Origin of the sequence: Saccharopolyspora dendranthemae, from assembly GCF_007829955.1 — a bacterium.
Classification (GTDB): domain Bacteria; phylum Actinomycetota; class Actinomycetes; order Mycobacteriales; family Pseudonocardiaceae; genus Saccharopolyspora; species Saccharopolyspora dendranthemae.
The window spans coordinates 1,199,137-1,225,118 of record NZ_VIWX01000001.1; the positions used below are offsets into that span (position 1 = coordinate 1,199,137).

Here is a 25,982-nt window from a genome sequence, read left to right on the forward strand (position 1 = left end):
GGAGTAGTGGGAACGGCGGTGCCGGGCCGGTGCGGCCCCCGCGGACGGGCTTCTCAGCGCCGCTGCAGCGCCCACGCCCGCAAGCCGCGGAAGCTCTGCACCTTGGTCGGTCCGACCGAGATCAGCCGGTAGCTCTCGTGGCCGCGCAGCGAACCGGCCAGCTCCCGGTCGATGAGCACCGAGGCGGGCCGCGCCACCGACGTCAGGCGGCTAGCGATGTTCACCGTCGAGCCGTAGACGTCACCGAATCGAGCCAGGACCGGCCCCTGCGCCAGACCGATCCGCAGCGGCGGCAGCAGGTCGTTCTTCGCGATCTCCTCGTTGAGGGTCAGCGCGATCTCCGCGCCCTCCTCCGGGCTGTCGGCCACGAACAGCACCTCGTCACCGACGGTCTTGATGACCCGACCGCGGTTCTGCGCGACCACACCGCCTGCCAGCGACTCGAAACCATCGATCAGCCGGGTCAGCTCCAGCTCGGTGAAATCGCGGATCAGCCGGGTGTAACCGACCAGATCGGCGAACCCGACCACCTGCACGCGCTCGTCGATGCCGGGATCGCGCTCGTCGAGCTCGCGGGACACGGTGGCGGCCAGGTGCCGCCGCCACACGTAGTCCTGCATCTTCTCCATGACCGGCACGATCGCGGCCGCCACCTCGGCGGTGGTCTCCACGTCGGTGGCGAAGCTCTTGCCCAGCAGCGACTTGAACAGCCCGGTCTGCCACTCCGCCAGCCTGGACATGGTCTGCGCCAGCGAGCGGGCCACCGCGGATTCGAGCTCATCGGGGATGACGTCCGCCGACACCAGGGACACCAGCGCGCGCACGGCGGCGACATCGGCGTCGGTGAAGATCACCTCGTCCGAGTCGACGTGCGCGAATCCCATCGCCTGCCACAGCTGCTCCGCGCGTTCGAGCGACACACCTGCGGCCTCGGCGATCTCGCCCTTGGTGTAGCGGGGCGGCGAACCGAGGAGGATCTCCTCGACCCGCCGGATCCGGTCATCGCGATGTTCGGACAACGAGCACGTCGCAATCAGCTCGGCGGGACACTTCGGAAGGCACCGAACCGAGGATGCGCCCCTTCAGGGTGTTGAGCCCGCGGCTACCCACGACCAGCAGGTCGGCGCTGTGCTTCTCCGCCGATCCCAGCAGGACCGAGACTGGCTCGCCGACCGAGACGACGGTCTCGAGGTCGGTCGCACCGGCCTCGCGTGCGGTGTCCGATGCGGACTGCACCGTGTCCTGCGCCGGAGCCGATCCCATGACCTGGAAGGCCTCGTCGCCGAGCTGATCGGCGGCGCGCTCCAGCTCCTTGGGGTCGGTCGGGTAGTAGGCGCAGACGATCACCAGCCGCGCCGACGAGGCACCTGCGACCTCGGCGGCCCGGCCAACCGCGCGCAGCGAAGGCGCGGAACCGTCCGTTCCCACAACGACGGTGCGATAACTGGACATCGCTCTCCCACTTCCTTTGGGGCCGACATTTCGACGCTCCGGGTGAGAACACTAACGATCGGACGCGCTCGCAGTCACGGCCCGTGCGCAGACGCGCGGGTGCGTGCCCCGCGCCACGGCGATCGACCAGGCCCGTTGTGCCATCCCACAACCGCGATGGCGAACTGTCGTCCAACCGCACAGCACGGCCCTCGATCCCGGGGCGTAGCTTTCGCCGCATCCTGTGATTCGAACAATGGAGTCGATGTGTCAGCACCTAGCCTTCAACCGGGGCGGGGAATATTTCGCCGCAAGCCCATCGAGGCGATCTCCTCGGATTCCGAGGACACCGGCCTGAGCAAGTCGCTCGGCCTGTGGCAGCTCACCGCCATCGGTGTCGGCGGCATCATCGGCGCAGGGATCTTCTCGCTGGCCGGGGCGGTCGCCAACGAGAAGGCCGGCCCCGCCGTGCTGATCTCGTTCCTGATCGCCGGCATCGCCAGCGCCGCCGCCGCGTTCTCCTACGCCGAGTTCGCCGGCATGATCCCCAAGGCCGGTTCGGCCTACACCTACGGCTACGTCGTGCTCGGCGAGATCGTCGGCTGGCTGATCGGCTGGGACCTGCTGCTGGAGTACACCGCGATCGTGGCGGTGGTGGCCATCAGCATCTCCGGGTACTTCAACGAAGTCGTCGGTTACCTCGGGATCGACCTGCCGGTGTGGATGCTCGGAGCTCCCGGCACCGAGGAGGCCGGTGTCGCGCCCGGCAGCTACAAGGTGAACCTGTTCGCCGTGGTGCTGTGCCTGTTCATCGCCTTCATGCTGAACCTGGGCATGAAGAGCGCCGCCCGGTTCGAGAGCTTCCTGGTGTACCTGAAGGTCGCCGTGGTGCTGCTGGTCATCGGCGTCGGCGCGTTCTACATCAACACCGGCAACTACACGCCGTTCTTTCCCTTCGGCGCCAGCGGTGCGATCACCGGCGCCGCGACCGTGTTCTTCGCGGTGTTCGGCTACGACGCCATGAGCACCGCCGCCGAGGAGTCCAAAGAAGCGCAGAAGCACATGCCCAAGGCGATCCTCTACTCGCTGGGCATCTCGATGGTGCTGTACGTGCTGGCCTGCTTGGTGCTGACCGGCATGATCCCGTTCCAGCAGATCAAGAGCGAGAGCGCGTTCGCCTCCGCCTTCACCGACGTGGGTCTGCCGATGCTCGGCGCGATCATCGGCGTCGGCGCCATCCTGGGCATCCTAACCGTGATGTTCACCTTCATGCTCGGCGTGACGCGCGTGGGCTACTCGATGAGCCGCGACGGCCTGCTCCCCGCCTGGTTCGGCAAGACGCACCCGGTGCGCAAGGTGCCCACCCGCTTCACCTGGCTGATCGGCATCGCCTCGGCCGTCTTCGCCGGGCTGCTGCCCATCGGCGAGGCCGCGGAGCTGACCAACATCGGCATCCTGCTGGCGTTCGTGATCGTGTGCGCCGCGGTGATCGTTCTCCGCTACAAGCGACCCGACCTGCCCCGCGAGTTCAAGACGCCGGGCATGCCGGTGGTGCCGATCATCGGCATCGCGTTCTCGATCTGGCTGGTCACCTTCCTCGAACCGACGACCTGGGCGCGGTTCGGCATCTGGTTCCTCATCGGCCTGATCGTCTACTTCGCCTACGGCTACCGGAAGTCGAAGATGAACTCCTGATCGTCAACACCGGACCGGCGCCCCGCTGCGCCGGTCCGGTGTTGATCGGTTGAGGACGTGTCTGCTGCGTCTCAGCGTGCACTGGATCACAGCGTTACCCGCTCTCGTATGCCTAGGGTTTTCCGAGGCGCCACCGGGGCTTTCCGGTGCCGCCTGGAGTACGACCGGGCCTCGATGCTGAGGGGTGCTTGTGACGCGCGTTCGCGAACTGAGCCCGTACGTGGAACTGCACCGCGCGCAATGGCGGGAGCTGCGTGATTCGCTCCCGCTCCCGCTGAGCGAAGACGAACTGGTCGCCCTGCGCGGCCTCGGTGAACCGGTCGACCTCGACGAGGTCGCCGACGTGTACCTGCCGCTGTCGCGGCTGATCAGCCTCCAGGTCGCAGCCCGTCAGCGGCTGCACGAGAGCACCACCACGTTCCTCGGCGAGGAGGCCCACGGCACCAAGGTCCCCTTCGTCATCGGCCTCGCGGGCAGCGTCGCGGTCGGGAAGTCCACCACCGCCCGCATCCTGCGCACGCTGCTGGCCCGCTGGCCCGACCACCCGAGCGTGGACCTGGTGACCACCGACGGGTTCCTGCACTCGAAGGCCGAGCTGATGCGGCGCGGCCTGATGCACCGCAAGGGCTTCCCCGAGAGCTACGACCGGCGCGCGCTGCTGCGCTTCGTCACCGAGGTCAAGTCGGGGGCTCCCGAGGTCTCCGCTCCGGTGTACTCGCACGTCGCCTACGACATCCTGCCCGACGAGCGGCAGGTGGTGCGCCAGCCCGACATCCTCATCGTCGAGGGCCTCAACGTCCTGCAGCCCGGCCCCAGCCTGACCGTCTCGGACCTGTTCGACTTCTCGGTCTACGTCGACGCGCGAACCGAGCACATCGCCCGCTGGTACACCGACCGGTTCCTGGCACTGCGCGGAACCGCGTTCGCCAACCCGGACTCGCACTTCCACCACTTCGCCGAGCTCGCCGACGAGGAGGCCCGCGCCGAGGCCGGCCACCTCTGGCGCACCATCAACGAGCCCAACCTGGTGGACAACATCCTGCCCACCCGCCCCCGCGCGACCCTCGTCCTGCGCAAGGACATCGACCACTCCATCAACAGGGTCCGCCTCCGCAAGCTCTGACCCCGAGTCGCCTCCTGCGTGGGGTGGGTGGGGGAAGTTCTCATGAGAACTTCCCCCACCCACCCCCAGCACGCGAGACCACGCTGACCCCTTGTCAGCGGTGGCGGGTGCGCTTGGTGAGCAGGAGCTGGAGGTGGGTGTTGAGGCGTTCGGTCGAGTCGGCCAGGTCGATGCCCGTGAGGTCCGTGGCGCGCCGGACGCGGTAGCGCAGCGTGTTGGGGTGGACGTGCAGGGCTGAGCTCGCGGCCTTGACGTCCCCGAAGTGGTCCAGGTAGGCCAGCAGGCTCCGCGCCAGCTCCGTCGCGTGCTCCGCGTCGTGCGCGTGCAACGCCGCGAGCCTGGCGTCGCGGTAGCGCTCGTTGCCCTGCAGGACCGTGAGGATCTCGCTGATCACCACCTGCGCGCGGACGTCGGAGATCGTGGCGACCTCGGCGTCGATGTCGTGCACCAGGGCGTCGAGCACACGGTCGGCCTCCGCCCGCGACTCGGCGACCTCGTCCAACGTCAGCACGGCCGAACCGACGCCCGCCTGGACGCGCGAGCTCAGGTGCTGCTTGGCGGCGGCGACGATCTCGCTCATCAGCGACAGCGCCGACTGCCCGGCGGAGCGCTCCGGCAACTCCGGCAGCAGCACGTACACCCGGGAGCCGATCGTGGTGACCAGGGCGCTGCGCCGGTAGGCGGAGGCGTGCACCGAGATCAGCCCGGTCATCTCCGACCGCTGCAGCTCCAGCTCGGACCGGTCCACGGCACCGGCCGGGCGGAGGGTGAACACCGCGACCACGGCGGGACGATCGGCGTCCGCGCCGATGTTGTCGGCCACCGAGCGCGCGTCGACGCGGCCCTCCAGCAGCCCGGCCAGCAGGTTCTCCCGCAGTCGTGGCCCGGCGGTGGCCTCCGACCGCTGCCGGATCAGCTGCAGCGCCGCCAGCCTCGCGGCACCGAGCAGCGCGCGCTCGGACCGCTCCGAGAGCGGCCTGCGGCCCTCCTGCACCCAGATCGAGCCGAGCGGCTGGCTGCCCGCGTGGATGCCCACCGCCATCCGCCGCCGGATCCCCAGATCCGGCCGGTCCTCGATGCGCACCACGTCCTCCCCCGCGCGAAGCCGCTGGTAGACGCCCCACTCGCGCAGCATCGCCAGGTACTGCTCGGGGCCCTGCCTGCCCAGGATGGACAGCCGTCGCAGCTCGTCGACCTCGTCGTCGGATCGTGAGTAGGCGAGCACGCGGCTCGCGGTGTCCTCGATGCTCACGATGCCGTCGGTCATCGCCGCGACCGTCTGGGCCAGCGAGAACAGGTCGCCCAGCGCCTCGCCGACGTCGGCGTCGCTGGTCAGCCGGGCGTTGTCGATCGCGTTGTGCGCGTAGGCCTCCAGCCGCTCCCAGCGGACTTCCGGTCGCACGCCGAGCAGCGCGACGCCGCCGGCGATCGCGGTGTCCCGCAGCGCTCGCGCCTCCGGCTCGGAGCCGACCTTGACGGCCACGGCCGGGGCCCCCGCCCGCGCGGCCGCCCGCACCAGCGGCGCCGCAGCGCGGCCACGCGCGCCGATGACCAGCACGAAATCGCCGTCGCGAGTGCTGCCGGACTCCTCCTCGGGGTCGACAATGACCACGTCGCGCACCTCGACGTCCAAGCCGCGCGGCGCGGCGAGCACATCCACCAGCGGGTCTCCGACCGCGGTCAGCAACTGCCGCAGCGGCACTCCCACCTCGGCCATCCCGACCGAATCGACCTCACGCACCACGTTGTCCGATCCCACAAACCGACACCTTCAACGGTAGCCAACTCAACAATCTCCCGACGTGAGCCAGACCCTAACCTCCAATCAACACACTCACTCAGCGTCTCGAGGAGGCGGAACAGGCATGGACGCGATCACCTCGGTGCCGGTGCCCTACAACGAGCCGGTGAAGGGCTACGCGCCCGGATCGCCGGAGCGCGAGTCGCTGCAGAAGCGCGTCGCCGAGCTGGAGTCCGAGCGCATCGAGCTCACCCAGACCATCGGCGGGAAGCAGCGCATGGCCGGCGGCGACCGCTTCGACGTGGTGCAGCCGCACGACCACGCCCACGTGCTCGGCACCGCCGGGCAGGCCACCGGTGACGACGTCGCCGCCGCGGTCGCCGCCGCGAAGGACGCCGCCGCCGGCTGGGCCGCGACCTCCTTCGACGAGCGGGCCGCGGTCATCCTGCGCGCCGCCGACCTGCTGGCCGGGCCGTGGCGCGACACCATCAACGGCGCCACCATCCTCGGCCAGTCGAAGTCGGTGCAGCAGGCCGAGATCGACGCCGCCTGCGAGTTCATCGACTTCCTGCGGTTCAACGTGCACTACGCGCGGCAGATCATCGCCGAGCAGCCCCGCTCGGTCCCGGGTGAGTGGAACCGGATGGACTACCGGCCGCTGGACGGGTTCGTCACCGCGATCACCCCGTTCAACTTCACCGCCATCGCCGGCAACCTGCCGACCGCGCCCGCGCTGATGGGCAACACCGTCGTCTGGAAGCCGACCCCGTCGCAGCAGCTCGCCGCGCACTTCACGATGCGGCTGTTCGAGGCCGCCGGGATGCCCCCGGGCGTGATCAACCTGGTCACCGGCGACGGCCAGGCCGTCAGCGACGTCGCCCTGACCGACCCCGGCTTCGCGGGCCTGCACTTCACCGGCTCCACCGCCACGTTCAAGAAGCTGTGGCGCACGATCGGGGAGAACCTCGACTCCTACCGCAGCTACCCGCGGATCGTGGGTGAGACCGGCGGCAAGGACTTCATCGTCGTGCACCCCTCGGCCGACCCGGCTCCGCTGGCCACCGCGTTCGCCCGCGGCGCCTTCGAGTTCCAGGGCCAGAAGTGCTCGGCCGCGTCCCGCGCCTACGTCCCGCGTTCCATTTGGGAGGGCGGACTCCGCGAGGAGCTCGCGGACCTGACGCGCACCATCCGCTTCGGGGACGTCACCGACTTCTCCTACTTCGGCGGTGCCGTCATCGACGCGCGCGCCTTCGCCAAGCACAAGGCGGCGCTGGACCGCGCCCGGAGCACCGACACCATCGAGGTCCTGGCCGGTGGTGGCTACGACGACTCCGTCGGCTACTTCGTGGAGCCCACGGTGCTGGTCTGCACGGACCCGTCCGACGAGGTGTTCACCACCGAGTACTTCGGGCCGATCCTGGCCGTGCACGTCTACGAGGACGCCCAGTACTCCTCGATCCTCGACGTCGTGGACGCCTCCAGCCCGTACGCCCTGACCGGCGCGGTGTTCTCCACCGACCGCTCCGCGATCGACGAGGCGCATCGCAAGCTGCGCGGTGCGGCGGGCAACTTCTACGTCAACGACAAGCCGACCGGCTCCATCGTGTCCCGCCAGCCCTTCGGCGGCAGTCGGGCCTCCGGCACCAACGACAAGGCCGGTTCGCTGCTCAACATCCAGCGGTGGACCAGCCCGCGTGCCATCAAGGAGACCTGGGACGCACCGACCGGTCACACCTACCCCCACATGGGATGAGCGTGATGGGCGCCCCGGCGATCCGGGGCGCCCGGTGGTCTTCTGGAACGAGTGTGGGGAGATTTCGGTGTTGCGCAGTGCTCTGCTGACCGCGGGTCGATCGCATTCGGTGCGGCGGCTCGTCGAGGCCAATCCGCTGACCAGGCCCGTGGTGCGGCGCTTCGTGCCCGGCACCTCACCCGAGGACGCCGTGCGGGCGACCCGGGAGCTGAGCGCGAACGGGCTGTTCGTGACGCTCGACCGGCTCGGCGAGGACACCCTCGACGCGAGCCAGGCCGACACCACCGTCCGGGACTACCGGCAGATGCTGGGGATCCTGTCCGACCAGGGGCTCGCCGATCGCGCCGAGGTGTCGGTGAAGCTGTCGGCGGTGGGCCAGTTCCTGCCGTCCGACGGCGAGAAGATCGCGCTGGACAACGCGCGACTGATCTGCGAAGCGGCGTCCGCCGCGGGAACCACGGTCACCCTGGACATGGAGGACCACACCACGACGGACTCCACCTTGGGGATCCTGCGCGATCTGCGCGTGGACTTCCCGTGGGTGGGCGCGGTGCTGCAGGCCTACCTGCGGCGCACCGAGCAGGACTGCCGCGACCTGGCCACGCCGGGCTCGCGGGTCCGGTTGTGCAAGGGCGCCTACGCGGAGCCGGAATCGGTTGCCTTCCAAGGGAAGTCCGAAGTGGACGGCGCTTACGTGCGCTGCCTGAAGGTCCTGATGCGGGGCGAGGGCTACCCGATGGTCGCCTCGCACGACCCCCGCATGGTCGCCATCGCCGGCGAGCTCGCGGCCCGCAACGGCCGCGCGGCGGCGGACTTCGAGTACCAGATGCTCTACGGCATCCGGCCGGAGGAGCAGCGCCGCATCGCCGCCGAGGGCGGGAAGTTGCGGGTCTACACCGCCTACGGCGACGAGTGGTACGGGTACTTCATGCGCCGCTTGGCGGAACGCCCCGCCAACCTCGCCTTCTTCCTCCGCTCGCTGGCCACCCAAGCCTGACCCGGCATGGACGGTTCGGACCAGAACTGCCCACCCGAGGTCTCCACCCCCGGAGACCTCGGGTGGGTGGCGCGTCAGGGCAGGGCCGTGATGCGGTCTGCCGGGGGCGGGACCAGGCCGGGATGGGCGTTCAGGTAGCCGAGGAAGGCGTCGAGGTCGACCGGACCTCCGACGATGTCGGTTCCCTTGGTGAGCTCGGTGAACCCGTCGCCGCCGCCGGCGAGGAAGTTGTTCACCGACACCCGGTACGGCGTGTTGGGGTCGACCGGCTGACCGTTGATGCTGATCTCGGTGACCTTCGAGCCGATCGGAGCGCCCGCCGAGTAGCTGTAGCGCAGGCCCGCGGACACCTGCAGGACGTTGGTCTCCTCAGGGGTCCACTGCTGTTCCAGGACCGCCTTGAGCTGGGCGCCCGTGAGCGTCATGGTCTGCATGATGTTGCCGAAGGGCTGGACGGCGAACGCTTCGCCGTAGGTGACCACGCCGTCCCCCTCACCGGCTGGTGAGCCCGGGAAGAGGAGGTCCTCGCGGATGCCGCCGGGGTTGGTGATGGCGATCTGCGGCGAGTTGGCGGCGGTGGCCTCGAACTGCGCGTCGGCGATGACGTCGCCCAGCGGAGCTTCCCCGGACGGAGCCGCGGCGCGCGGCAGGTCACCGGCGATGCTGCCGACCGGCCGGTTGGCGATCGGCGCCGCCTTGGTCGCCGCTTCGTCGATCAGGGCCTGGGCAGCCGGGTCGGCGGGTACGTCCCGGGTGACGATCTCGTTGTGCGCCTTGGTTTCCGATCGCACGACGTCCTGGCTCACGCGGTCGATCGCCAGGTCCGCGACCGACAGCAGCCGCCCGTAGGACGCGCCCTGCAGCACCTGGCGCGGCTGGCCGGCGGGGTCGGCGATCGTGCAGTTGTACTGCGCGTGGCTGTGACCGGTGAAGATCAGGTCGACGTTCGGCGAAGCCCCCTTGGCGATCTCGCTCGCCGGTCCGGGAGCCAGATCGCAGTCGTCGGGACCGCCGCCTTCGGTGCTGTCGCCCTGGTGCAGCAGCACGACCTGCGCCTTGACCCCGAGGGCGTCGAGCGCCTGCGAGGTGCGGTTGATGGCCTCGACCTCGTCGCCGAACTCCAGACCGTCGATCGCACCGGGCGCGACCACAGACGGGAGCTCTTCCAGCGTCGCGCCGATGATGCCGACGCGCGTGCCGTTGACGTTCTGGACGTCGAAGGGCTTGAGCGCCGGACGCCCGTCGCTGAACGTGACGTTGGCGCCGAGCTGCTCGAAGTTCGCGCCGGGGAACGGATCCCGGAACTGGCACCCGTCGACGGGGTGGCACCCGCCGTCGGACATCCGCTGCAGCTCCTCGAATCCCTCGTCGAACTCGTGGTTCCCGACGACCGACGCGGACACGCCGAGCTGGTTGAGGAACTCGACGGTGGGTTCGTCGTGGAAGAGGGCGCTGTTGACCGGCGAGGCCCCGACGTTGTCGCCCGCGGAGAGCACCAGGGAGTCGGGCACCTCACCGCGCAGCCGCGCCACGTGGCTCGCCAGGTACTGCGCGCCGCCCGCTTCAACGGAACTGCCGTTGGGGAGGGTGACGCTGCCGGAGGATCCGGCCGGGGGTTCGAGGTTGCCGTGCAGGTCGTTGAACGTGATCAGCCGGACCTGCGTGGTGTGCGGGGCGGCCGAGGAGGCCGGGCCGGCCGTCACCGCCGCCGCGGCCAGCACGGCGATCCCCAGCGCCGCGAGACGGCCGAACCGAGCTGTCTTCACATCGATTTCCTTCCGCTGATTGCCCTCCGACTCCACGTCCCCGACGCGCCGGAAGGTCGCCAGCGGAATACTCCCCCGCCCGCATGTCCAAGACCAGCACCTTCAGGTGAATGTCTGGAAGCAGTCACGCCCGGCGCGGAAGCCGGTCGAACGGTCCGAGAGGAGCTCTGACCAGGCGAGAAAGAACGAGGAAAGCCCGGTTCCTCAGGATGGACTCCGATTTGGACCGGCCACCGGCAGGCTTCGTTCACCTGGGGGGAGTGATCGGGATGCACTCGGGCACCGCGGATCTGTCCACCTTCCCCGTTTTGCCCGGTGGCGGAGTCCTGGTCACCGACGGGGACGACCTGCACGCCTCCGACCTCGGCAACATCGTCGATCGCAGGCCCGCGGCGATCCTGCGCCCCCGCTCCACCGCCGACGTCGCCGTCGCCGTCTCCTGGTGCCGCGACAACGGAGTCCCGCTGCGCGCCCACGGCACCCTGCACACCACCGGTGGCCAGGCGCTGTGCCCGTCGGGCGGGGTGCAGATCGACATGCGCAGCCTCGACCTCATCCATGCGGTGACCGACGACCACGCGGACGTCGAGGCGGGGGTGCTGCTGCGCGACGTCGTGTGGCACGCCTCGTTGCGCGGACGTCGGCTGACCTCCGGCCCCACCGGCTACCTGCAGCTGAGCACGGGTGGTGTGCTCAGCGTCGGCGGGATCTCCAGCCTGCACCGCGAGGGGGCCATCATCGACCGGGTGCTGGCCGTGGAGGTGGTCGTCCCGACCGGTGCCGTGCTGTGGTGCACCGCGTCGCAGAACCGCGAGCTGTTCGACGCCGTGCTCGGCGGACTCGGTTCCGCGGGGATCATCACCCGCGCGCGGCTGGCGCTGACCCCGGTCCCGCCGCGTGCCAGGGTCTACGACGTGGCCTTCTCGAGGTTGCAGGACGCGGTCGTCGCAGCCCGGGTGCTGGTCGGGCGAGGCGAGGTCGACGACGTGCTGATCCGCTGGTTCGCACCGCAGCGACACCGCTACCAGCTCCGCTTCACCCAGTACCACCACCTGGATCGGCGCCCGGACGACGCGCACCTGATGCGGGGTCTCACGCTGTTCCCGCAGGTCTGGGACACCTCCTACTGGGAGTTCGCGACCAGCACCGACACCCGGTACGAGCCGTTCGTGACGGCCGGCTGGGACCGGGTGCACAAGGTATGGGCCGACTACTTCCTGCCGGATTCGGCGCTGGACGCGTTCCTGGCCGACACGACGCCGGAGATCACCGACCGCGATCTCAGCGAGACCAGCATCGGCCTGCTGTTCCCGCACCGCCGCTCGTCGTTCACCCGCCCCGGCCTGCGGGTCCCGGACGGCGAACTGGTGTGGCTGTTCGACGTGCTCTCCGACGCGGCGGGTCAGACCGACCCGTTCTGGCTGCCCGACCGCCTCCGCCGCAACCAGCGCTGGCACCAGCGCGCGGAGGCGCTCGGCGGCACCCTCTACCCGATCGGGACGGACCTCGACCCGGGCTCCCACGGGCTCGTGCTCTCCCATCCCGAGCAGATGGTGAGCGCCCCGGGCGGCCGATTCCTCAGCTGAGCGTTCCCGCGCCCACCGCCTCCAGCAGCCGCAACCGCTCCGCGACGTCGTCGTCCGGTGTGGTGTAGGCGACCAGGCGCAGGTCGCTGGCGGGCACCTCCAGGACGTCGCAGTCCACCTGGACCGGCCCGATCTCGGGGTGGTCCACGATCTTGGAGTGCGCGACGTGCTCCCCGACCCTCCGGGCGTCCCACACCTCGGCGAAGCGCGGGAATCCGCGCAGTTCGTCGAGCAGCGTCCGCAGCTGCACGTCGGCGGGGAAGCGGGCTGCGGCCGAACGCAGGCCCGCCGCCGTCACCTCCTCGAACATCGCGGTCAGCGCGGGGTCCGACCGCACCCGCGTCGGTAGACCCGCGTAGTGCGCCCACACGACGTTGCGCTCCCGGTCCGAGAGGGAGGCGGGGTCGCCGAACAGCGCTGCGTACAGCCGGTTCCAGGTGGTGAGCGTCCATCCCGCGTCGAACACGCCGACGGGGACGCCGCGCAGCTGATCGAGCAGGCGCTGCAGGCTCGGCGTCAGCCGGGCAGCGCTGCGCCCGCTGGTGGGGCGCCCGAGTCCGGCGAGCGCGAAGAGGTGGTCGCGCTCGGCCCCGGTCAGCCGCAACGCCGCGGCCAGTGCGCCGACGACCTGCTGAGACGGGTTGGCGCGCCCCTGCTCCAGGCGGACGACGTAGTCGACCGAGATGCCCGCCAGCAGAGCGAGTTCCTCCCTGCGCAGGCCTTTCGCACGACGCAGCGAGCCTGGCGGGAATCCCACATCGCCCGGGGCCAGCCGACCGCGCCACTCGCGCAGCGCGGTGCCGAGCTCCCCGAGTCGTTGAGTCATCCGTCCAGTATCTCCCGCCGCTCGCCCGTGCGGGTGGTACCGCGAGTCCCAGGAAGAGCGCTGCAACGGGTCCCGGCCGCGCGGCGTCGCAGACTGGGCGCCATGACGACCACGCTCATCACCGGAGCCAACCGAGGCCTGGGCCTGGAGACCGCCCGGCGGCTGATCGAACTCGAGCACACCGTGCTGCTCGGGGCACGCGACCCGCGACGTGGCGCGGAGGCGGCGGCCGAGATCGGAGCGGTTCCGCTGACCATCGACGTGACCAGCGAGGAATCCGTCCGCGCCGCAGCCGATGCCGTGGAAGAACTGGACGTCCTGGTCAACAACGCGGGGGTTCCCGGTTCAGCGAGGCCGCCCGGCGAAGCCTCCGCCGCAGATCTGCTCGCCGCCTGCGAGATCAACCTCTTCGGCCCGGTCAGGGTCCTCAACGCATTCCTGCCGCTGCTGAAATCGAGCTCGAACCCGGTCGTGGTCAACGTCAGCAGTCGCCTCGGTTCCACCACCGCGGCGGCGGAACCGGATCCCACCGCGCACGATCCGCATTGGATCCCGGTTCCGGCCTACGCCTCGGCGAAGGCCGCGCTGAACATGATCACCGCGCAGTACGCCCGAGCGTTCCCGGCGATGCGCGTCAACGCGGTCTGCCCCGGGTTCACCGCCACCGATTTCAACGGCCATCGAGGAGTCCAGACCGTCGCCGAGGGCGCGGAGATCATCGTCCGGATGGCCACCGTCGGGCCGGACGGCCCGACGGGCGGCTTCTCCTCCCACCGCGGCGAGGTGGCGTGGTGAGCGTGGAGGTCGTGCTGGATTTCGTGTGCGTGCACTGCTACGTGGGGTTCACGCGCTTCCGGCGGGCGGTCGAGGCGCACCGGCGAGCCGGTGGCGAGGTGGAGGTGCGGTTCGCTCCGTTCCAGCTGCGCCCTGATGCTTCTCCCGCAGGCGAGCCGCTGTTCGAGGTGCACGCCCGGGAACGGGGCGAAGCCGTCGCCCGCGAGATCGCGACGTCGTCGATCGGTGAGCAGGACGGCCTGCGATTGGACTTCCGGCGCGCCCTGTTCACCAACACCTTCGACGCTCACCGCCTGCTGGCTTCGGCCTCCGAACAGGACTGCGGTGAGGCCATGACCGAGCGTCTCTTCCGCGCCTACTTCACCGACGGCGTCAACATCGCCGATCCGGTCACCCTCACCGCCCTGGCCGACGAAGTCGGCGTCGCGATGCCGGCGGGCGGGGAGGATTCCCTGCGCGCCGAGCTCGACCGCGTCCGCGCTCTCGGCATCGACGTGCCACCGGTCTTCCGCTTCCCGCGCGGCACGATCACCGGGAGCGGGGATCTCGACCGGTTCCGCCGAGCGTTGCGCGAGCCCACCTGACCGCCGAGATCAGCCCACACCGCGAGCTTGGGCGCGGAAGGTCAGCGGGGTTCGGCCGTCGTGCTTGCGGAAGAACTTGCTGAAGTCTCCCGGGGTGGTGAAGCCGAGGTGACGGGCGATGTCCGCTGACGCGCGGTCGGTGTGGACCAGCAGGCGCTTGGCCTCCAGGACGATGCGGGCGTCCAGGTAGGACTTCGCCGAGCGGCCCGTCGCGGACAGCGTTGCGCGGGTGAGGGTTCGAGCGCTATAGCCGAGCTCGGCGGCGTAGTCGGCGACGCGGTGGGTGCGGGTGAAGTCGCGCTCCACCGCGTGCTGGAACCGCTCGAACGGGCTGTCGGCCGGACCGGAGGGCGGCGGTGCCGCACCCGCGTGGGCCAATCGCAGGAGCAGCACCGCCAGCAGCATCCGCAGCGACCTGTTGTGCGCCTCCAGGCTCATCGAGCCGAGGTCCGCGTAGTCGGCGAGCAGGTGCCGCAGCGCGAGATCGATCGCGTCGCGGGCCGAACCTCCTGGCAGCACAGGGGTTTCCGGCGGCGGTGGGTCGACTGTGATGAAACCGGGGCGCCAGATGACGATCGTGCCGTGCGAACGCGTCAGCGCACCGTACTGGTGCACCTGGCCGGGGCGCACCCACAGCCAGCCGCCGGGCGGGACTACGTGCTCGGTGAAGTCGACGGTGTGCGCCAGCGGCTCCGCGTCGGGGTCGACGTGGATCAGGTGGTGGAAGTCCGGCCGCTGCGGACCGGCGAGGGCGATCCCGCGGCGCTCGGCGCGCGAGCGCAGCTCGGTGAAGTCGATGACGTCCATGCCGATCGGCGCGTTCAGTCCCGGCCGGTAGCCGACGTCGGTGATCTCAGCCATCCGCGTCCTGTCCGATTCTCCCCATCCCCTGTCGCGAGAATACCTGCTCCTCTTCGTGATCGGCGCTTAGCGTGGAGACATCAGCACGAGATGACCGAAAAGGAGAAGCGTGCGACTCGTCGTGGGGATGACCGGAGCGACCGGGGCGCCGCTCGGTGTGCGACTGCTGGAGCAGCTGGGTGAACTGCCCGAGGTGGAGACCCAGCTGGTGCTCAGCCGGTGGGCACGGGCAACGGTGGAGCTGGAGACCGGTCTGAGCGTCAGGGAGATCGGCGCGCTCGCCGACGTCGTCCACAACCCGGACGACCTGGGCGCGAGCATCTCGTCGGGTTCCTACCGCACCGACGGCATGGTGATCGTGCCGTGCTCGATGAAGACCCTCGCCGGCATCCGCTCCGGTTACGCCGACGGCCTGGTCGCGCGCGCGGCGGACGTGACCATCAAGGAACGCCGCCCCCTGGTGATCGTCCCGCGCGAGACCCCGCTGAGCGAGATCCACCTGGAGAACATGCTCGCGCTCTCGCGGATGGGCGCGCGGATCGTGCCCCCGATGCCCGCCTTCTACAACAGCCCGGCCTCGCTCGACGACGTCGTCGAGCACATCACCGCGCGCGTGCTCGACCAGCTCGACCTGCCCGCCCCTGCGGCGCAGCGCTGGGAAGGGCTGCGCGCGACCAAGCTCAAGGTTTCGTGAGCAACAGCGAGGAGAATCCGATGGCCTACGACGACCTCCGGTCGTTCCTGGACGCCCTCGACCAGGAGGGGCAGCTGCTGCGGATCAGCGAGGAGGTGGCCCCGGAACCGGACCTGGCCGCCGCCGCGAACGCCGCGGGCCGCATCGGCGAGGGAGCCCCGGCTCTGTGGTTCGACAACGTCTCGGGGTTCACCGATGCGCGGATCGCGCTGAACGTGCACGGTTCCTGGCGCAACCACGCGATGGCGCTGGGGCTGCCGAAGGAGACCTCCACCCGCGATCAGGTGGAGGAGTTCGCCCGCCGCTGGGACGACTTCCCCGTCACCCCGGTCGGCCGGGAGGACGCGCCGTGGCGCGAGAACAGCGTCTCGGGCGACGAGGTGAACCTCTTCGACGTGCTCCCGCTGTTCCGCCTCAACGACGGTGACGGCGGGTTCTACCTGGACAAGGCGGCCGTGGTCTCCCGCGACCCGGACGCGCCGGAGGACTTCGACAAGCAGAACCTCGGGATCTACCGGATCGAGGTGCTCGGCGCCGACCGCCTCGCGCTGCAGCCGGTGCCGATGCACGACATCGCCCAGCACCTGCGCAAGGCGGAGGAACGCGGCGAGGACCTGCCGGTCGCGATCACCCTCGGCAACGACCCCGTGGTGCCGATCGTGGCGGGCATGCCGATGGCCTACGACCAGTCCGAGTACGAGATGGCCGGAGCGCTGCGCGGCGAGCCGATGCCGATCACGACCGCGCCGCTGACCGGCTTCGACGTGCCGTGGGGCTCCGAGGTCGTGATCGAGGGGTACCTCGAGTCGCGGGTGCGGCAGATCGAGGGGCCGTTCGGCGAGTTCACCGGGCACTACTCGGGCGGCAGGCGGATGCCGGTGGTGCGCGTCGAGCGGATCTCCTACCGCACCAACCCGATCTTCGAGTCGCTGTACCTGGGCATGCCCTGGACCGAATGCGACTACCTGGTCGGCCCGAACACCTGCGTTCCGCTGCTCAAGCAGCTGCGCGCGGAGTTCCCCGAGGTCAAGGCCGTCAATGCGATGTACACGCACGGCCTGCTCGTGATCATCTCGACGGCCAAGCGCTACGGCGGTTTCGCCAAGGCGGTGGGCATGCGCGCGATGACCACGCCGCACGGACTCGGTTACGTCAGCCAGGTGATCCTGGTCGACGAGGACGTGGACCCGTTCGACCTCCCGCAGGTCCTGTGGGCGCAGTCGGCGAAGGTCAACCCGTCCGAGGACGTGGTGGTCATCCCGAACCTCTCGGTCGTGGGGCTGGCTCCGGCCTCGCAGCCCGCGGGCATCACCAGCAAGATGATCATCGACGCGACCACTCCGGTGAAGCCCGACGTGCGCGGCAACTTCGGCACCCCGACCAAGGACCTGCCCGAGACCGCGGAGTGGGCCGACCACTTGCGCTCCATGCTCGCCCGCCGCTGAAACACCCTGCGCAGGAAGGACCTTGCGATGCAGACGATCTGCCCCCGCTGCGCCGATCCGGAGATCAGGACCGTGGCGAGCTCACCGGTGCCCGGAGTCTGGGAGGTGCGGCAGTGCCCGCGCTGCCTGTACATGTGGCGCACCACCGAACCGGCCCGCCGCGCCACGCGCGAGCACTACCCCGAGCAGTTCCGCCTGACTCCGGAAGCCATCGCCACCGCCTCGGAGGTGCCGGCCATCCCGCCGCTGAGAGCCGAGAGCTAGAGCCTGGCGGCGAGGACGGCCTTGCCCTCTCCGGAGAGCTCGGTGAAGGCGACCGCCCTCCCGGCGAGGGTCATCAGCAGCGCTTCGCCCGGTCCCCGGACTTCAGGGCCGTCGCCGCGCGTCCAGTCGAGGTCCGCGGCCACCAGCCGGAGGCCGGCACCCCGCTTCTTGGCCCCGACGGGTGGAGCTCTGAACGCCAGGTCCAGAACGGTGCGCAACCGATGCGGCGGGATCTCGCGCGGGTGGCCGAGCGGCCGGCGGATGTCCTGGTGGTGGATCAGCGCGTCCACCAGCGGGATCATGCCGCCCAGGGCCGTGATCGGGCCGGTGGGCCGGAGGTGGGCGCGCAGCCGGTCGAGCAGTTCGCCGGTGCTGCGGGCGCGGGTCTCGGCGACGCCGAGAGCGTTGACGGTGTTCGGCGCGAAACCCGCCCGGGCGGCGCGCTTGAGCACGTCGGGCCAGCTGAGGTCGTCGTAGCTGATCGCGTGCGCGACCACGTCGCGCACGCGCCAGCCCGCGCACAGGCTCGGCGCTTCCCACTGGTCGAGGGTGAGCGTGCCGAGGTACTCCGCGAGATCGGTGCGTTCGGCGACGGCCATCTCCATCGTGTCGGCTCGACGCATGGACCACCTCCAGCTCCCGGTGCGCTACGCCGCGGCCGAGCCTGTCACGGCCGAGGCCAGCGTGGGTCCGGTTCGGAGGGTTCACGGTAGACCCGGCCCCTGACAGCGGAGGTCGTCGGCCGGAAGCGCGCCGGTGAGCAGGTAGTGCGCGGCCGCGTCGTCGACGCAGGGGTTGCGCTGACTGGCGAAGACGCCGTGCGAGTAGGAGTCGTGGAGGGTCACCATGCGCGCGCCGGGAAGCCTGGCCTGCATCCGCCGGGCGCCGTCGAGCGGCGTTGTCGGGTCGTGGTCGGCCTGGGTGAGCAGCACCGGCGGCATGTCCGGGTGCCCGAACCGGGCGGGCTCGACGGGTTCCGGCCAGTAGGCGCAGGTGGCGGCTTCGAACCCGGTGACGATCGGTTCGGGGTCGGCCGCGCGCAGCGCCCGGAGGGAGCCGATGACCTCGTCCTCGGTGGGACGCCTGCTGTCGGCGCACTTGACGGTGCGCAGCGCCGCCTCGTAGTTGCGGGATTCCGGGTCGTCCTCGGGCAGCGCGGGGCTCAGCGGCGCGCCCTGGTGCACGTGGGCGCTGAGGTCGCGGGCGAAGGGCTCCCAGCGCTCGGTGCGCGAGAGGGTCTTGTAGACGAGGTTGTCGAACTCCGCGGGGCCGAAGCTCCCGGTCAGCCTGGCCCGAGTCGTCGAATACGTCTCGCGGACCTGCTGCTTCGTCTCGCCGAGGCCGAATTCCGGTTGTGCGGCGATCCATTCGAAGAGGGTGTCGCGCTGGTCGAGCATCGCGAAGGCCTGCCGCGCGTCGAAGTCGTGCCAGCGGTCCGGGCTCACCACGCTGTCGAGGACCATGCGTCCGACGCGGTCGGGGAACTGCGCGGCGTAGGCGGCACCGAGGTAGCTGCCGTAGGAGACGCCGAGGAAGTTCAGCTTCTCGGAGCCGAGCGCGGCCCGGACGCGGTCCACGTCGCGCGCGGTGCTGGTGGTGCTCATCCACGCCGCGTCGGGGTTGTTCCGCAGGCAGTCGTCGGCCATCGCGCGTAATCGGTGCAGGTGCTGGGTTTCGGCCCGCTCACCGACGGGAACGGGTTCGGGCGCGGGGTGTTGGAACAGCCCGCCCAGCTCACCGCAGTCCAGCGGCGCGCTCCGCCCCACGCCGCGCGGGTCGAAGCCGATGATGTCGTAGCTCCGGCGCACCTGCTCCGGCAGCTTCTCCCCCTTGCTGACCGCGTATTCCAGCCCTGAACCGCCAGGTCCGCCGGGGTTCACCAGCAGCGCACCGCGGTATTCGCCCGGTGTTCCGGTCGCGGGCACTCGCGAGATCGCGATCGAGATCGACCGGTTCCCCTCGCCGAGCGGCACCGGCAGGTTCGCGCACTCGGCGCCCTCGAAGGGGCAGGGGCCGAACTCCAGCGGTTCGGCCGCGGCCGGCGCGGCGGTGAGCGTGGGGGCGAGCAGCGCCAGTGCGACGACTGGGCGAAGCGCTCTCATCACTTCGGGTTCACATCCCTCAAGCGAGTTGTCAGGTTTGTTGAAAACGATTATCATCGCCGATCGTCATGCGCAATCATCGTGAGGAGTCGGTGTGAGTCACCTGTTGTTGGTGGAGAGCTGGGTCGGGGCGATGAGCACGCTGCTGCCCAGAGCGATCCACGAGGAGGGCCACCGGTTCAGCTTCGCCACCAGGGACCTGCAGCACTACCTGCGCTCAGCGCCCGGCCCCGGCCCGCACCCGCTGCTGGGCGCGGACAACGTGCTGACCTGCGAGACCAACGAGCCCGACGTGCTGCTGCCGCACCTGGAACGGCTGCAGTCGGTGCTCGGCTTCGACGGGGTGGCGACCTCGTGCGACTACTACCTGCCCGCCGCCGCGAAGATCGCGCAGCGGCTGGGACTTCCAGGTCCCGCACCGGAAGCGGTCGAGCGCGCCTGCGCCAAGGACCAGACCCGGCGCGCGCTGCGCGACGCAGGCGTGCCGGGCCCGGCGTTCGCGCTGTCCGAGTCGCTGCGCGGCCTGGAGGAGGCAGCGGTGGCGATGGGATTCCCGCTGGTGCTCAAACCGGTCGACCTGTGCGCGGGGATGTTCGTGCGGCGGGTCGACGACGTCGAGCAGCTGCGAGCGGCTTTCGCCGAGCTGCGAGGATTTCCGGTCAACGCTCGTGGCCAGCAGCGCAGTCCCGTGGTGTTGCTGGAGGAGTTGCTGACCGGTGCCGAGGTGAGCGTGGAGACGGTCACCTCCGGCGGGCGGACCACGGTCGTCGGCGTGACCGACAAGAGCGTCGCCGGCGCACCGTGGTTCGTCGAAACCGGCCACATGTTCCCGGCCGCGCTCGACGACGACACCCGCGACCGCGTCACCTCGACCGCCGTGGCCGCGATCGAAGCACTGGGCCTGGACCAGACCGTCTGCCACACCGAGATCAAGCTGACCGCCGACGGGCCGCGGATCGTCGAGGTCAACCCGCGTCCGGCGGGCAACCGGATCACCGAGCTGATCCGCCGCGTCACGGGAATCGACCTCGCCGGGGTGTGCGCGCAGCTCGCCCTCGGCGAGGAGCCGGACCTGACCCCGGTGGACACCGGCGCGGCCAGCGCCGCGATCTCGTTCCTGCTGCCCCCGCGCACCGGGTCGATCGCCGAGATCCGAGGCGCTGACGCCCTGCGCGATCCGGCGGTGGCCGAGTGGCAGCTCAAGCCCTCCGGACACCGCGCCGGGGCCGCTACCAGCAACAACAACTACCTGGGCCACGTGATGGTGACCAGCGACCGGCCGGGCTCGGCGCGCCCGCACGCCGAGCTGCTGATCTCCGGCCTGGACGTGCACTACGCGGAGGACGCCGCGTGACCGCGCTGGACGAGCTGATCGAGTCGGCGCTTCCCGAGGCGGATCCCGAGGTCAGCGTGGGTTTCCTGACCCAGCAAGGAGTTCGGCACGCCTCCCGGCAGCGCTCCTACCGCAACCACGTGCTCAGCCTGAGGGTCGGTGCCTCCGTCGGGTCCTGCGCGGTGGAACCCGGTGAGGTCGGCGAGGACGTGGTGCTCGACTGCGTGGGCGAACCCGTCCGGAAGCTCCTGCGCCACCCGCTGCCCGCGGTCCGGATCGCCGCGCTCGACGCGCACCTGCAGGAACTCCGGCCGCACCACGAGAACGCCGAGGCCGTGCACCTGCGACGCGGTGACTCGCTGCGCAAATCCCTGCACCGCTCGCAGCACGTCGTCGACCTCCTCCCGCCCGGGGTGCGCCGGGTGCTGGTGATCGGCGTCGTGAACTCGCTGCTGCAGCGGTTGCGCGAGCGCGGGATCGACTACGTGGCGTGCGACCGCAAGGGCGGCAGCACCGAGTGGGACGAGCAGGTGATCACCGACGCCGAACCCGCGCTGGAGGGCTGCGACGCGGTGCTGGCCTCCGGGATGGTGCTCGGCAGCAGCACCTTCCAGACCGTGCTCGACCACGCGCGCACGACCGCGACACCGCTGGTGTTCTTCGCCCAGACGGGGAGCGGGATCCTGCCGCGGTTCCTCGGCGACGGCGTCACCGCGGTGTCCGCCGAGCCCTACCCGTTCTTCTGGCTCGACGGCGGCCCGAGCGTGCTCTACCGCTACTCGGAGGTGGCCGCGTCGTGAACGTCTCCCCGAATCCGAATCTCCTCGACCTGGTGCGGGAAACGCCCCTCGCTCGCGTGTCGGCACCGCTGCCCCGGCCGCATCCGGGTTTCTGGGCCAAGCTGGAATGCCTGAGCGCGGGCGGGATGAAGGCCCGCGCCGCGCTGTCGATGCTGCGCGGTGCCCGATGTCGCGGCGAGCTGCTGCCCGGCGCGCCCGTCGTGGAGTCCACCAGCGGAACCCTCGGCGTGGGGCTGGCTTTCGCAGGCAACGCGCTGGGACATCCGATCGTGCTGGTCGTCGACAGCGAGCTCGAACCCGGCATGCGCGCGCTGCTGCGGGCCCACGGAGCGCGGCTCGATGTCGTCGACCGCCCGCATCCGGTGGGCGGCTGGCAGCAGGCGCGGCTGGAGCAGGTGCAGCGGATCTGCCGCGATCTGCCGGGCGCCTACTGGCCTGATCAGTACAACAACCCCGACAACCCGGCAGGCTACGACGAGATGGGCGCCGAGATCGCGCACCGGCTGGACCGGGTCGACGTGCTGGTGTGCAGCGTCGGCTCCGGCGGCCACAGCTCCGGCGCGATCCGCGCGGTGCGCACGAGGTGGCCGCGCGCACGGTTGATCGGCGTGGACACCGTCGGGTCGACGATCTTCGGCCAGCCGGCGCGCCCGCGCGTGATGCGCGGCCTCGGCAGCAGCATCCACCCGCGCAACGTCTCCTACGAGGACTTCGACGAGGTGCACTGGATCGGCCCCGCCGAGGCGGTGGCCGCCTGCCGCACGCTGGCCCGCGATTCCTTCGTCACCGGCGGCTGGAGCACCGGCGCGGTGTCGCTGGTCGCGGCGTGGGCGTCCCGGGTGGAACCCGGCGCCAACGTGGTGACGGTGTTCCCCGACGGCCCGCAGCGCTACCTGGGCACCGTCTTCGACGACGACTTCTGCCGCGCTCGGGGACTTCTCGACGGCCACACCGCCACTCGCCCGGTGGAGGTCGCCGACCCGGAGGTCGAGGCCACCGGGTGGACCCGGTGCCGAGTCGTCAGCGACCCGCTGCTGAAGCAGGAGGTGCTCGCGTGAAGCTGAGCTGGCAGGTGGGCGGTCTCGCGTTGCGCGAGCCGCTGCGGATCTCGCGTTCGGTGATGGCCGAGCGGGGCGCGGTCACCGTCACCGTGGAGCACGACGGCATCACCGGTCACGGGGAAGCCGTGACCAGCGTCTACTACGAGCTCGACGTGGCGCGGATCGAGCGGGAGCTGGCGACGGCGCAGCAGGAGCTCGCCGGGTGCGACCCCACGACCGCACTGGTCTCCGGAGTCTCGGGAGCACCCGGGGTGCGCTCAGCGGTGGACGCCGCGCTGCACGACCTGGTGGCCCGTTCCCGGGGCGTCGCGGTCTACGACCTCGTCGGATCGGCACCTCGCTGGCCGGTGCCCACCGCGAGGACCATCGGGATCGCTCCGGCGCACCGCTCGGTCGCGGCCGCGTGCGAACTGGCCTCGCAGGGGTTCCGGCTGCTCAAGGTGAAGATCGGCGCCGGGCCCGAAGAGCTGGAGCGGGTCGAGATCCTCCGCGACGCGGTTCCGGGCACCCGGCTGCTGCTGGATCCCAACGGCGCCTGGACACCCGACCAGGCAGTCGAGATGCTGCGCGCTGCGGCGGATCTCGGAGTCGACGCGGTGGAACAGCCGATCGCGCCGGGGAATCCCGAGGTTCTGGCGCAGGTCGCAGCGGACTCGCCGGTCCCGGTGATCGCCGACGAGGACGCCCGGACCGTCTCCGACGTGCGCGCGCTGGGATCGCGAGTGCACGGCATCAACATCAAGCTCCCCGAGTGCGGGGGCATCCGCGCTGCGCGGGAGATCATCGACGCGGCGCGCGGTTTCGGCGTCGACGTGATGCTCGGCTGCCAGGTCGCCAGCTCGCTGGGCATCGCCCCTGCCGTGCACCTGACGGGGCTGGCCCGCTGGGTCGACCTCGACGGCCACCTGCTGCTGGCGCGCGATCCGTGGACGGGCCTCGGCGGCGAGGACGGGACGCTGCGGGTCGAGGGCGCCACGGGGCTGGGGGTTCGACCAGCGTGAGCACGTTACGCCTCATCCGCAGCTACCCGCTGGCCGTGCAGGTGCTGCTGGTCAACCAGCTCGGCGTGAACACCGGTTTCTACCTGCTCATCCCCTACCTCGCCGGCTACCTCGGGCACGACCTGGGGCTATCGGCGGCCGTGGTCGGGGTGATCCTCGGGGTCCGCAACCTGAGCCAGCAGGGACTGTTCCTCGTCGGCGGCACGGCCGCCGACCGGCTCGGCGCGCGTCACGTGATCATCGCCGGATGCGCGCTGCGCGCAGCGGGTTTCGGGCTCTTCGCCTTCGGCTCCTCGGTTCCGGTGCTGCTGGGCGCCTCGGTGCTCAGCGGACTGGCCGGCGCGCTGTTCAACCCGGCGGTGCGCGCCTATCTCGCGCAGGAGGCCGGTGACCGGCGCGCGGAGGCGTTCTCGCTGTTCAACGTGTTCGCCAACACCGGAATGCTGCTCGGCCCGCTGCTGGGCAGCGCCCTGCTGCTGGTGAACTTCCGGCTCTCGGCGGTGGTCGCCGCGGTGATCTTCGCGCTGCTGACTGTCGCGCAGGTGCTCGTGCTGCCCCCGCACCGGGTGGAGCGCTCCGAGAACTCGGTGCTGACCGACTGGCGCGGGGTGCTCTCCGACCGCCGGTTCCTCGCCTTCACCGCGGCGCTGACCGGCATGTTCGCCCTCCAGAACCAGCTGTACCTGGTGCTTCCCGTGCACGCCGAGCGGTTCACCGGATCACCCGCGGCCGTCTCCGCGATCTTCCTGGTGTCGACGGCGGCGAGCCTGCTGCTGCAGGTGCGCATCACCGCCCGGTTCGCCGAGCGCTGGAGCCGGGGCCGCTCGATCGCGACCGGCCTGGCGCTGATGGGCGGCTCGTTCACCGTCACCTCCGTCGCCGCGAGTGTGGTGCCCGGCACTGCCCCCACCTCCGCAGGAGAAGCCCTGCTGCGGCTGACCCCGGTCCTGGTCACGGCGTTCGGGCTGTCGGTCGGCGTGATGCTGGCGCAGCCGTTCGTCTACGAGCTCATCCCCGCCTTCGGCGGAACCGCCCTGTCGGGAACCTACTTCGGCGTCTTCTACCTGGCGTCCGGTCTCACCGCCGCGGCCGGGAACGCCCTCATCGGGTGGGCGACCGACCTCGCCGCCCCGGGCCTGCCCTGGCTCCCGTCCGCCCTGTGCGTCCTCATCGGACTCACCTCGGCCCTGGCCGTCCTGACCGTCCACCGCCGCACCGGAATCGGCCCGCGACCGGAGGAATCCGCATGCGCAACTTCCTGACCGACAACCCCGCGATCTACGAGGCGTGGTTCCCCGACCCCGACCACGCCGCAGCCACCTTCGTCCACGACGTCATCACCAGGTTCTCCTCGCAGCAATCCGAGACCGCGAAGCGGGACCTGCTCGACGTGGGGTCCGGGACCGGGCGGGACTCCCGGTGGTGGGCGTCCCAGGGGTACCGGGTGACCGGGCTCGACAACTCCGCCGAGATGGTCGCCCACGCCCAGGAGCACTGCCGGGAGGCGGAGTTCGTCGTCGCCGACATGCGCGAGTTCTCGCTGGGCCGCGAGTTCGACGTGGTCACCTGCCTGGACAGCGCGCTGCTGTACTGCCACCGCAACGAGGAGCTCGTCTCGTTCCTCACGCGGTGCCACGACCACCTCCGCCCCGGCGGACTGCTGGTCGCCGAAGCTCGCAACGGCGCGTTCTTCCTCGGCAACACCGAGCTCCTCGACGGGATCGCCGAGCGGGAGCTCAGCTACGACGGGGTGACCTACCGGTCCCGCACCCAGCTGTGGATCGACCACGCCGAACAGCTGCTCCGGCGCGAACGCACCTGGATCCACGACGGCGACGAGCTCGTCCAACGCTCCGCCTGGCGGCTGCTGTTCCCCCAGGAACTCCGCCACTTCGCCACGACCTGCGGATTCGAAGTCCTGGCCCTGTTCGACGAACCCGGCCCCCGCACCGACACCCCCTGGCAGGCCGACGCGGACCTCTCCGAGCGGATGTCCGGAGACCGCCTCCACCTGGTAGCCCGCCGACGCAGATGAAGTGTTCCAGGGCTGGTTCGCGTGGCGGTGCGGGTAGCGGAACCTGACGCGTCGTGCCGGCTGAGTCCCACACCTGAAACAGCGGCTAC

24 protein-coding genes are annotated in these 25,982 nt (G+C 70.7%); 16 read left to right on the forward strand and 8 right to left on the reverse strand.

Annotated features, from left to right (window positions below; genetic code table 11):
- Window positions 1-53 precede the first annotated feature (53 nt).
- The gene (locus FHU35_RS05470) at window positions 54-1,019 is read right to left on the reverse strand and encodes an adenylate/guanylate cyclase domain-containing protein (RefSeq protein WP_145737261.1); all 966 of its coding nucleotides are present in this window, start codon (window positions 1,017-1,019) and stop codon (window positions 54-56) included.
- Window positions 1,000-1,452 (reverse strand): universal stress protein, encoded by a 453-nt coding sequence (locus tag FHU35_RS05475; RefSeq protein ID WP_145737262.1) that lies wholly within the window; start codon window positions 1,450-1,452, stop codon window positions 1,000-1,002. Before FHU35_RS05475 ends, FHU35_RS05470 begins: the two co-directional genes overlap by 20 nt.
- A gap of 246 nt (window positions 1,453-1,698) precedes the next feature.
- On the opposite strand from FHU35_RS05475, the gene FHU35_RS05480 reads away from it, so the two are divergent.
- Both FHU35_RS05480 and coaA read left to right on the forward strand, forming a co-directional pair.
- Window positions 1,699-3,126 (forward strand): amino acid permease, encoded by a 1,428-nt coding sequence (locus FHU35_RS05480; RefSeq protein WP_186459266.1) that lies wholly within the window; start codon window positions 1,699-1,701, stop codon window positions 3,124-3,126.
- A 190-nt stretch (window positions 3,127-3,316) separates the two neighbouring features.
- Window positions 3,317-4,249 carry a type I pantothenate kinase gene (gene coaA, locus FHU35_RS05485; RefSeq protein ID WP_145737264.1) on the forward strand — a complete coding sequence of 311 codons (933 nt, stop codon included), beginning with the start codon at window positions 3,317-3,319 and terminating at the stop codon, window positions 4,247-4,249.
- Window positions 4,250-4,343: 94 nt separating this feature from the next.
- Here the strand turns inward: coaA and FHU35_RS05490 are convergent, their stop codons facing one another.
- The gene (locus FHU35_RS05490) at window positions 4,344-5,966 is read right to left on the reverse strand and encodes a PucR family transcriptional regulator (RefSeq protein ID WP_145737975.1); all 1,623 of its coding nucleotides are present in this window, start codon (window positions 5,964-5,966) and stop codon (window positions 4,344-4,346) included.
- 148 nt (window positions 5,967-6,114) lie between these two features.
- Between FHU35_RS05490 and pruA the strand changes: the two genes are divergently transcribed.
- Window positions 6,115-7,743 carry an L-glutamate gamma-semialdehyde dehydrogenase gene (gene pruA / locus FHU35_RS05495; RefSeq protein ID WP_145737265.1) on the forward strand — a complete coding sequence of 543 codons (1,629 nt, stop codon included), beginning with the start codon at window positions 6,115-6,117 and terminating at the stop codon, window positions 7,741-7,743.
- A 67-nt stretch (window positions 7,744-7,810) separates the two neighbouring features.
- Window positions 7,811-8,740, forward strand: a complete 930-nt coding sequence (locus FHU35_RS05500; protein WP_145737266.1) for a proline dehydrogenase family protein — start codon at window positions 7,811-7,813, stop codon at window positions 8,738-8,740.
- A gap of 74 nt (window positions 8,741-8,814) precedes the next feature.
- Here the strand turns inward: FHU35_RS05500 and FHU35_RS05505 are convergent, their stop codons facing one another.
- Window positions 8,815-10,506 (reverse strand): bifunctional metallophosphatase/5'-nucleotidase, encoded by a 1,692-nt coding sequence (locus FHU35_RS05505; protein ID WP_145737267.1) that lies wholly within the window; start codon window positions 10,504-10,506, stop codon window positions 8,815-8,817.
- 269 nt (window positions 10,507-10,775) lie between these two features.
- Between FHU35_RS05505 and FHU35_RS05510 the strand changes: the two genes are divergently transcribed.
- Window positions 10,776-12,092, forward strand: a complete 1,317-nt coding sequence (locus FHU35_RS05510) for an FAD-binding protein (protein WP_186459267.1) — start codon at window positions 10,776-10,778, stop codon at window positions 12,090-12,092.
- Here the strand turns inward: FHU35_RS05510 and FHU35_RS05515 are convergent.
- A complete protein-coding gene (locus tag FHU35_RS05515) occupies window positions 12,085-12,918 on the reverse strand; it encodes a helix-turn-helix domain-containing protein (protein ID WP_145737269.1) in 834 nt (277 codons plus the stop codon). The two genes, FHU35_RS05510 and FHU35_RS05515, sit on opposite strands and share 8 nt — an antisense overlap.
- A gap of 102 nt (window positions 12,919-13,020) precedes the next feature.
- Between FHU35_RS05515 and FHU35_RS05520 the strand changes: the two genes are divergently transcribed.
- Together FHU35_RS05520 and FHU35_RS05525 are read left to right on the forward strand one after the other, a co-directional pair.
- Window positions 13,021-13,713, forward strand: coding sequence for an SDR family NAD(P)-dependent oxidoreductase (locus FHU35_RS05520; RefSeq protein WP_145737270.1), 693 nt, complete (start codon window positions 13,021-13,023; stop codon window positions 13,711-13,713).
- Window positions 13,710-14,297, forward strand: a complete 588-nt coding sequence (locus FHU35_RS05525) for a DsbA family oxidoreductase (protein WP_246110081.1) — start codon at window positions 13,710-13,712, stop codon at window positions 14,295-14,297. The genes FHU35_RS05520 and FHU35_RS05525 overlap by 4 nt, the downstream gene beginning before the upstream one ends.
- A gap of 9 nt (window positions 14,298-14,306) precedes the next feature.
- On the opposite strand, the gene FHU35_RS05530 is transcribed toward FHU35_RS05525, so the two are convergent.
- Window positions 14,307-15,158, reverse strand: coding sequence for a helix-turn-helix domain-containing protein (locus FHU35_RS05530; protein WP_222429279.1), 852 nt, complete (start codon window positions 15,156-15,158; stop codon window positions 14,307-14,309).
- Between the two features lie 109 nt (window positions 15,159-15,267).
- Between FHU35_RS05530 and FHU35_RS05535 the strand changes: the two genes are divergently transcribed.
- Genes FHU35_RS05535 through FHU35_RS05545 form a run of 3 tightly spaced genes read left to right on the forward strand, consistent with a single transcriptional unit; the run spans window position 15,268 to window position 17,561 of the window.
- Window positions 15,268-15,852 carry a non-oxidative hydroxyarylic acid decarboxylases subunit B gene (locus FHU35_RS05535; RefSeq protein WP_145737271.1) on the forward strand — a complete coding sequence of 195 codons (585 nt, stop codon included), beginning with the start codon at window positions 15,268-15,270 and terminating at the stop codon, window positions 15,850-15,852.
- Window positions 15,849-17,297 carry a non-oxidative hydroxyarylic acid decarboxylases subunit C gene (locus tag FHU35_RS05540; protein ID WP_281290212.1) on the forward strand — a complete coding sequence of 483 codons (1,449 nt, stop codon included), beginning with the start codon at window positions 15,849-15,851 and terminating at the stop codon, window positions 17,295-17,297. The genes FHU35_RS05535 and FHU35_RS05540 overlap by 4 nt, the downstream gene beginning before the upstream one ends.
- 27 nt (window positions 17,298-17,324) lie before the next feature.
- Window positions 17,325-17,561 (forward strand): non-oxidative hydroxyarylic acid decarboxylases subunit D, encoded by a 237-nt coding sequence (locus tag FHU35_RS05545; RefSeq protein ID WP_145737272.1) that lies wholly within the window; start codon window positions 17,325-17,327, stop codon window positions 17,559-17,561.
- On the opposite strand, the gene FHU35_RS05550 is transcribed toward FHU35_RS05545, so the two are convergent.
- Both FHU35_RS05550 and FHU35_RS05555 read right to left on the reverse strand, forming a co-directional pair.
- The gene (locus FHU35_RS05550) at window positions 17,558-18,184 is read right to left on the reverse strand and encodes a maleylpyruvate isomerase family mycothiol-dependent enzyme (protein WP_222429280.1); all 627 of its coding nucleotides are present in this window, start codon (window positions 18,182-18,184) and stop codon (window positions 17,558-17,560) included. The genes FHU35_RS05545 and FHU35_RS05550 overlap by 4 nt on opposite strands.
- An 81-nt stretch (window positions 18,185-18,265) precedes the next feature.
- Window positions 18,266-19,663, reverse strand: a complete 1,398-nt coding sequence (locus FHU35_RS05555) for an alpha/beta hydrolase (RefSeq protein ID WP_145737273.1) — start codon at window positions 19,661-19,663, stop codon at window positions 18,266-18,268.
- A 94-nt stretch (window positions 19,664-19,757) separates the two neighbouring features.
- Here FHU35_RS05555 and FHU35_RS05560 point away from each other — a divergent pair, with 94 nt between their 5' ends.
- From FHU35_RS05560 to FHU35_RS05585, 6 genes are read left to right on the forward strand one after another with little or no spacing between them, the layout of a single operon-like run.
- Window positions 19,758-21,017 (forward strand): ATP-grasp domain-containing protein, encoded by a 1,260-nt coding sequence (locus FHU35_RS05560; RefSeq protein WP_145737274.1) that lies wholly within the window; start codon window positions 19,758-19,760, stop codon window positions 21,015-21,017.
- Complete coding sequence (locus FHU35_RS05565) at window positions 21,014-21,796, forward strand: Rossmann-like domain-containing protein (protein WP_246110082.1); 783 nt, start codon at window positions 21,014-21,016, stop codon at window positions 21,794-21,796. The genes FHU35_RS05560 and FHU35_RS05565 overlap by 4 nt, the downstream gene beginning before the upstream one ends.
- Complete coding sequence (locus FHU35_RS05570; protein ID WP_145737275.1) at window positions 21,793-22,854, forward strand: PLP-dependent cysteine synthase family protein; 1,062 nt, start codon at window positions 21,793-21,795, stop codon at window positions 22,852-22,854. The genes FHU35_RS05565 and FHU35_RS05570 overlap by 4 nt, the downstream gene beginning before the upstream one ends.
- Window positions 22,851-23,858 (forward strand): dipeptide epimerase, encoded by a 1,008-nt coding sequence (locus FHU35_RS05575; RefSeq protein WP_246110083.1) that lies wholly within the window; start codon window positions 22,851-22,853, stop codon window positions 23,856-23,858. Before FHU35_RS05570 ends, FHU35_RS05575 begins: the two co-directional genes overlap by 4 nt.
- On the forward strand, window positions 23,855-25,120 hold the full coding sequence (locus tag FHU35_RS05580) for an MFS transporter (RefSeq protein ID WP_145737276.1): 1,266 nt from the start codon (window positions 23,855-23,857) through the stop codon (window positions 25,118-25,120). The genes FHU35_RS05575 and FHU35_RS05580 overlap by 4 nt, the downstream gene beginning before the upstream one ends.
- Window positions 25,105-25,893 carry a class I SAM-dependent methyltransferase gene (locus FHU35_RS05585; protein ID WP_145737277.1) on the forward strand — a complete coding sequence of 263 codons (789 nt, stop codon included), beginning with the start codon at window positions 25,105-25,107 and terminating at the stop codon, window positions 25,891-25,893. Before FHU35_RS05580 ends, FHU35_RS05585 begins: the two co-directional genes overlap by 16 nt.
- Window positions 25,894-25,982 lie beyond the last annotated feature (89 nt).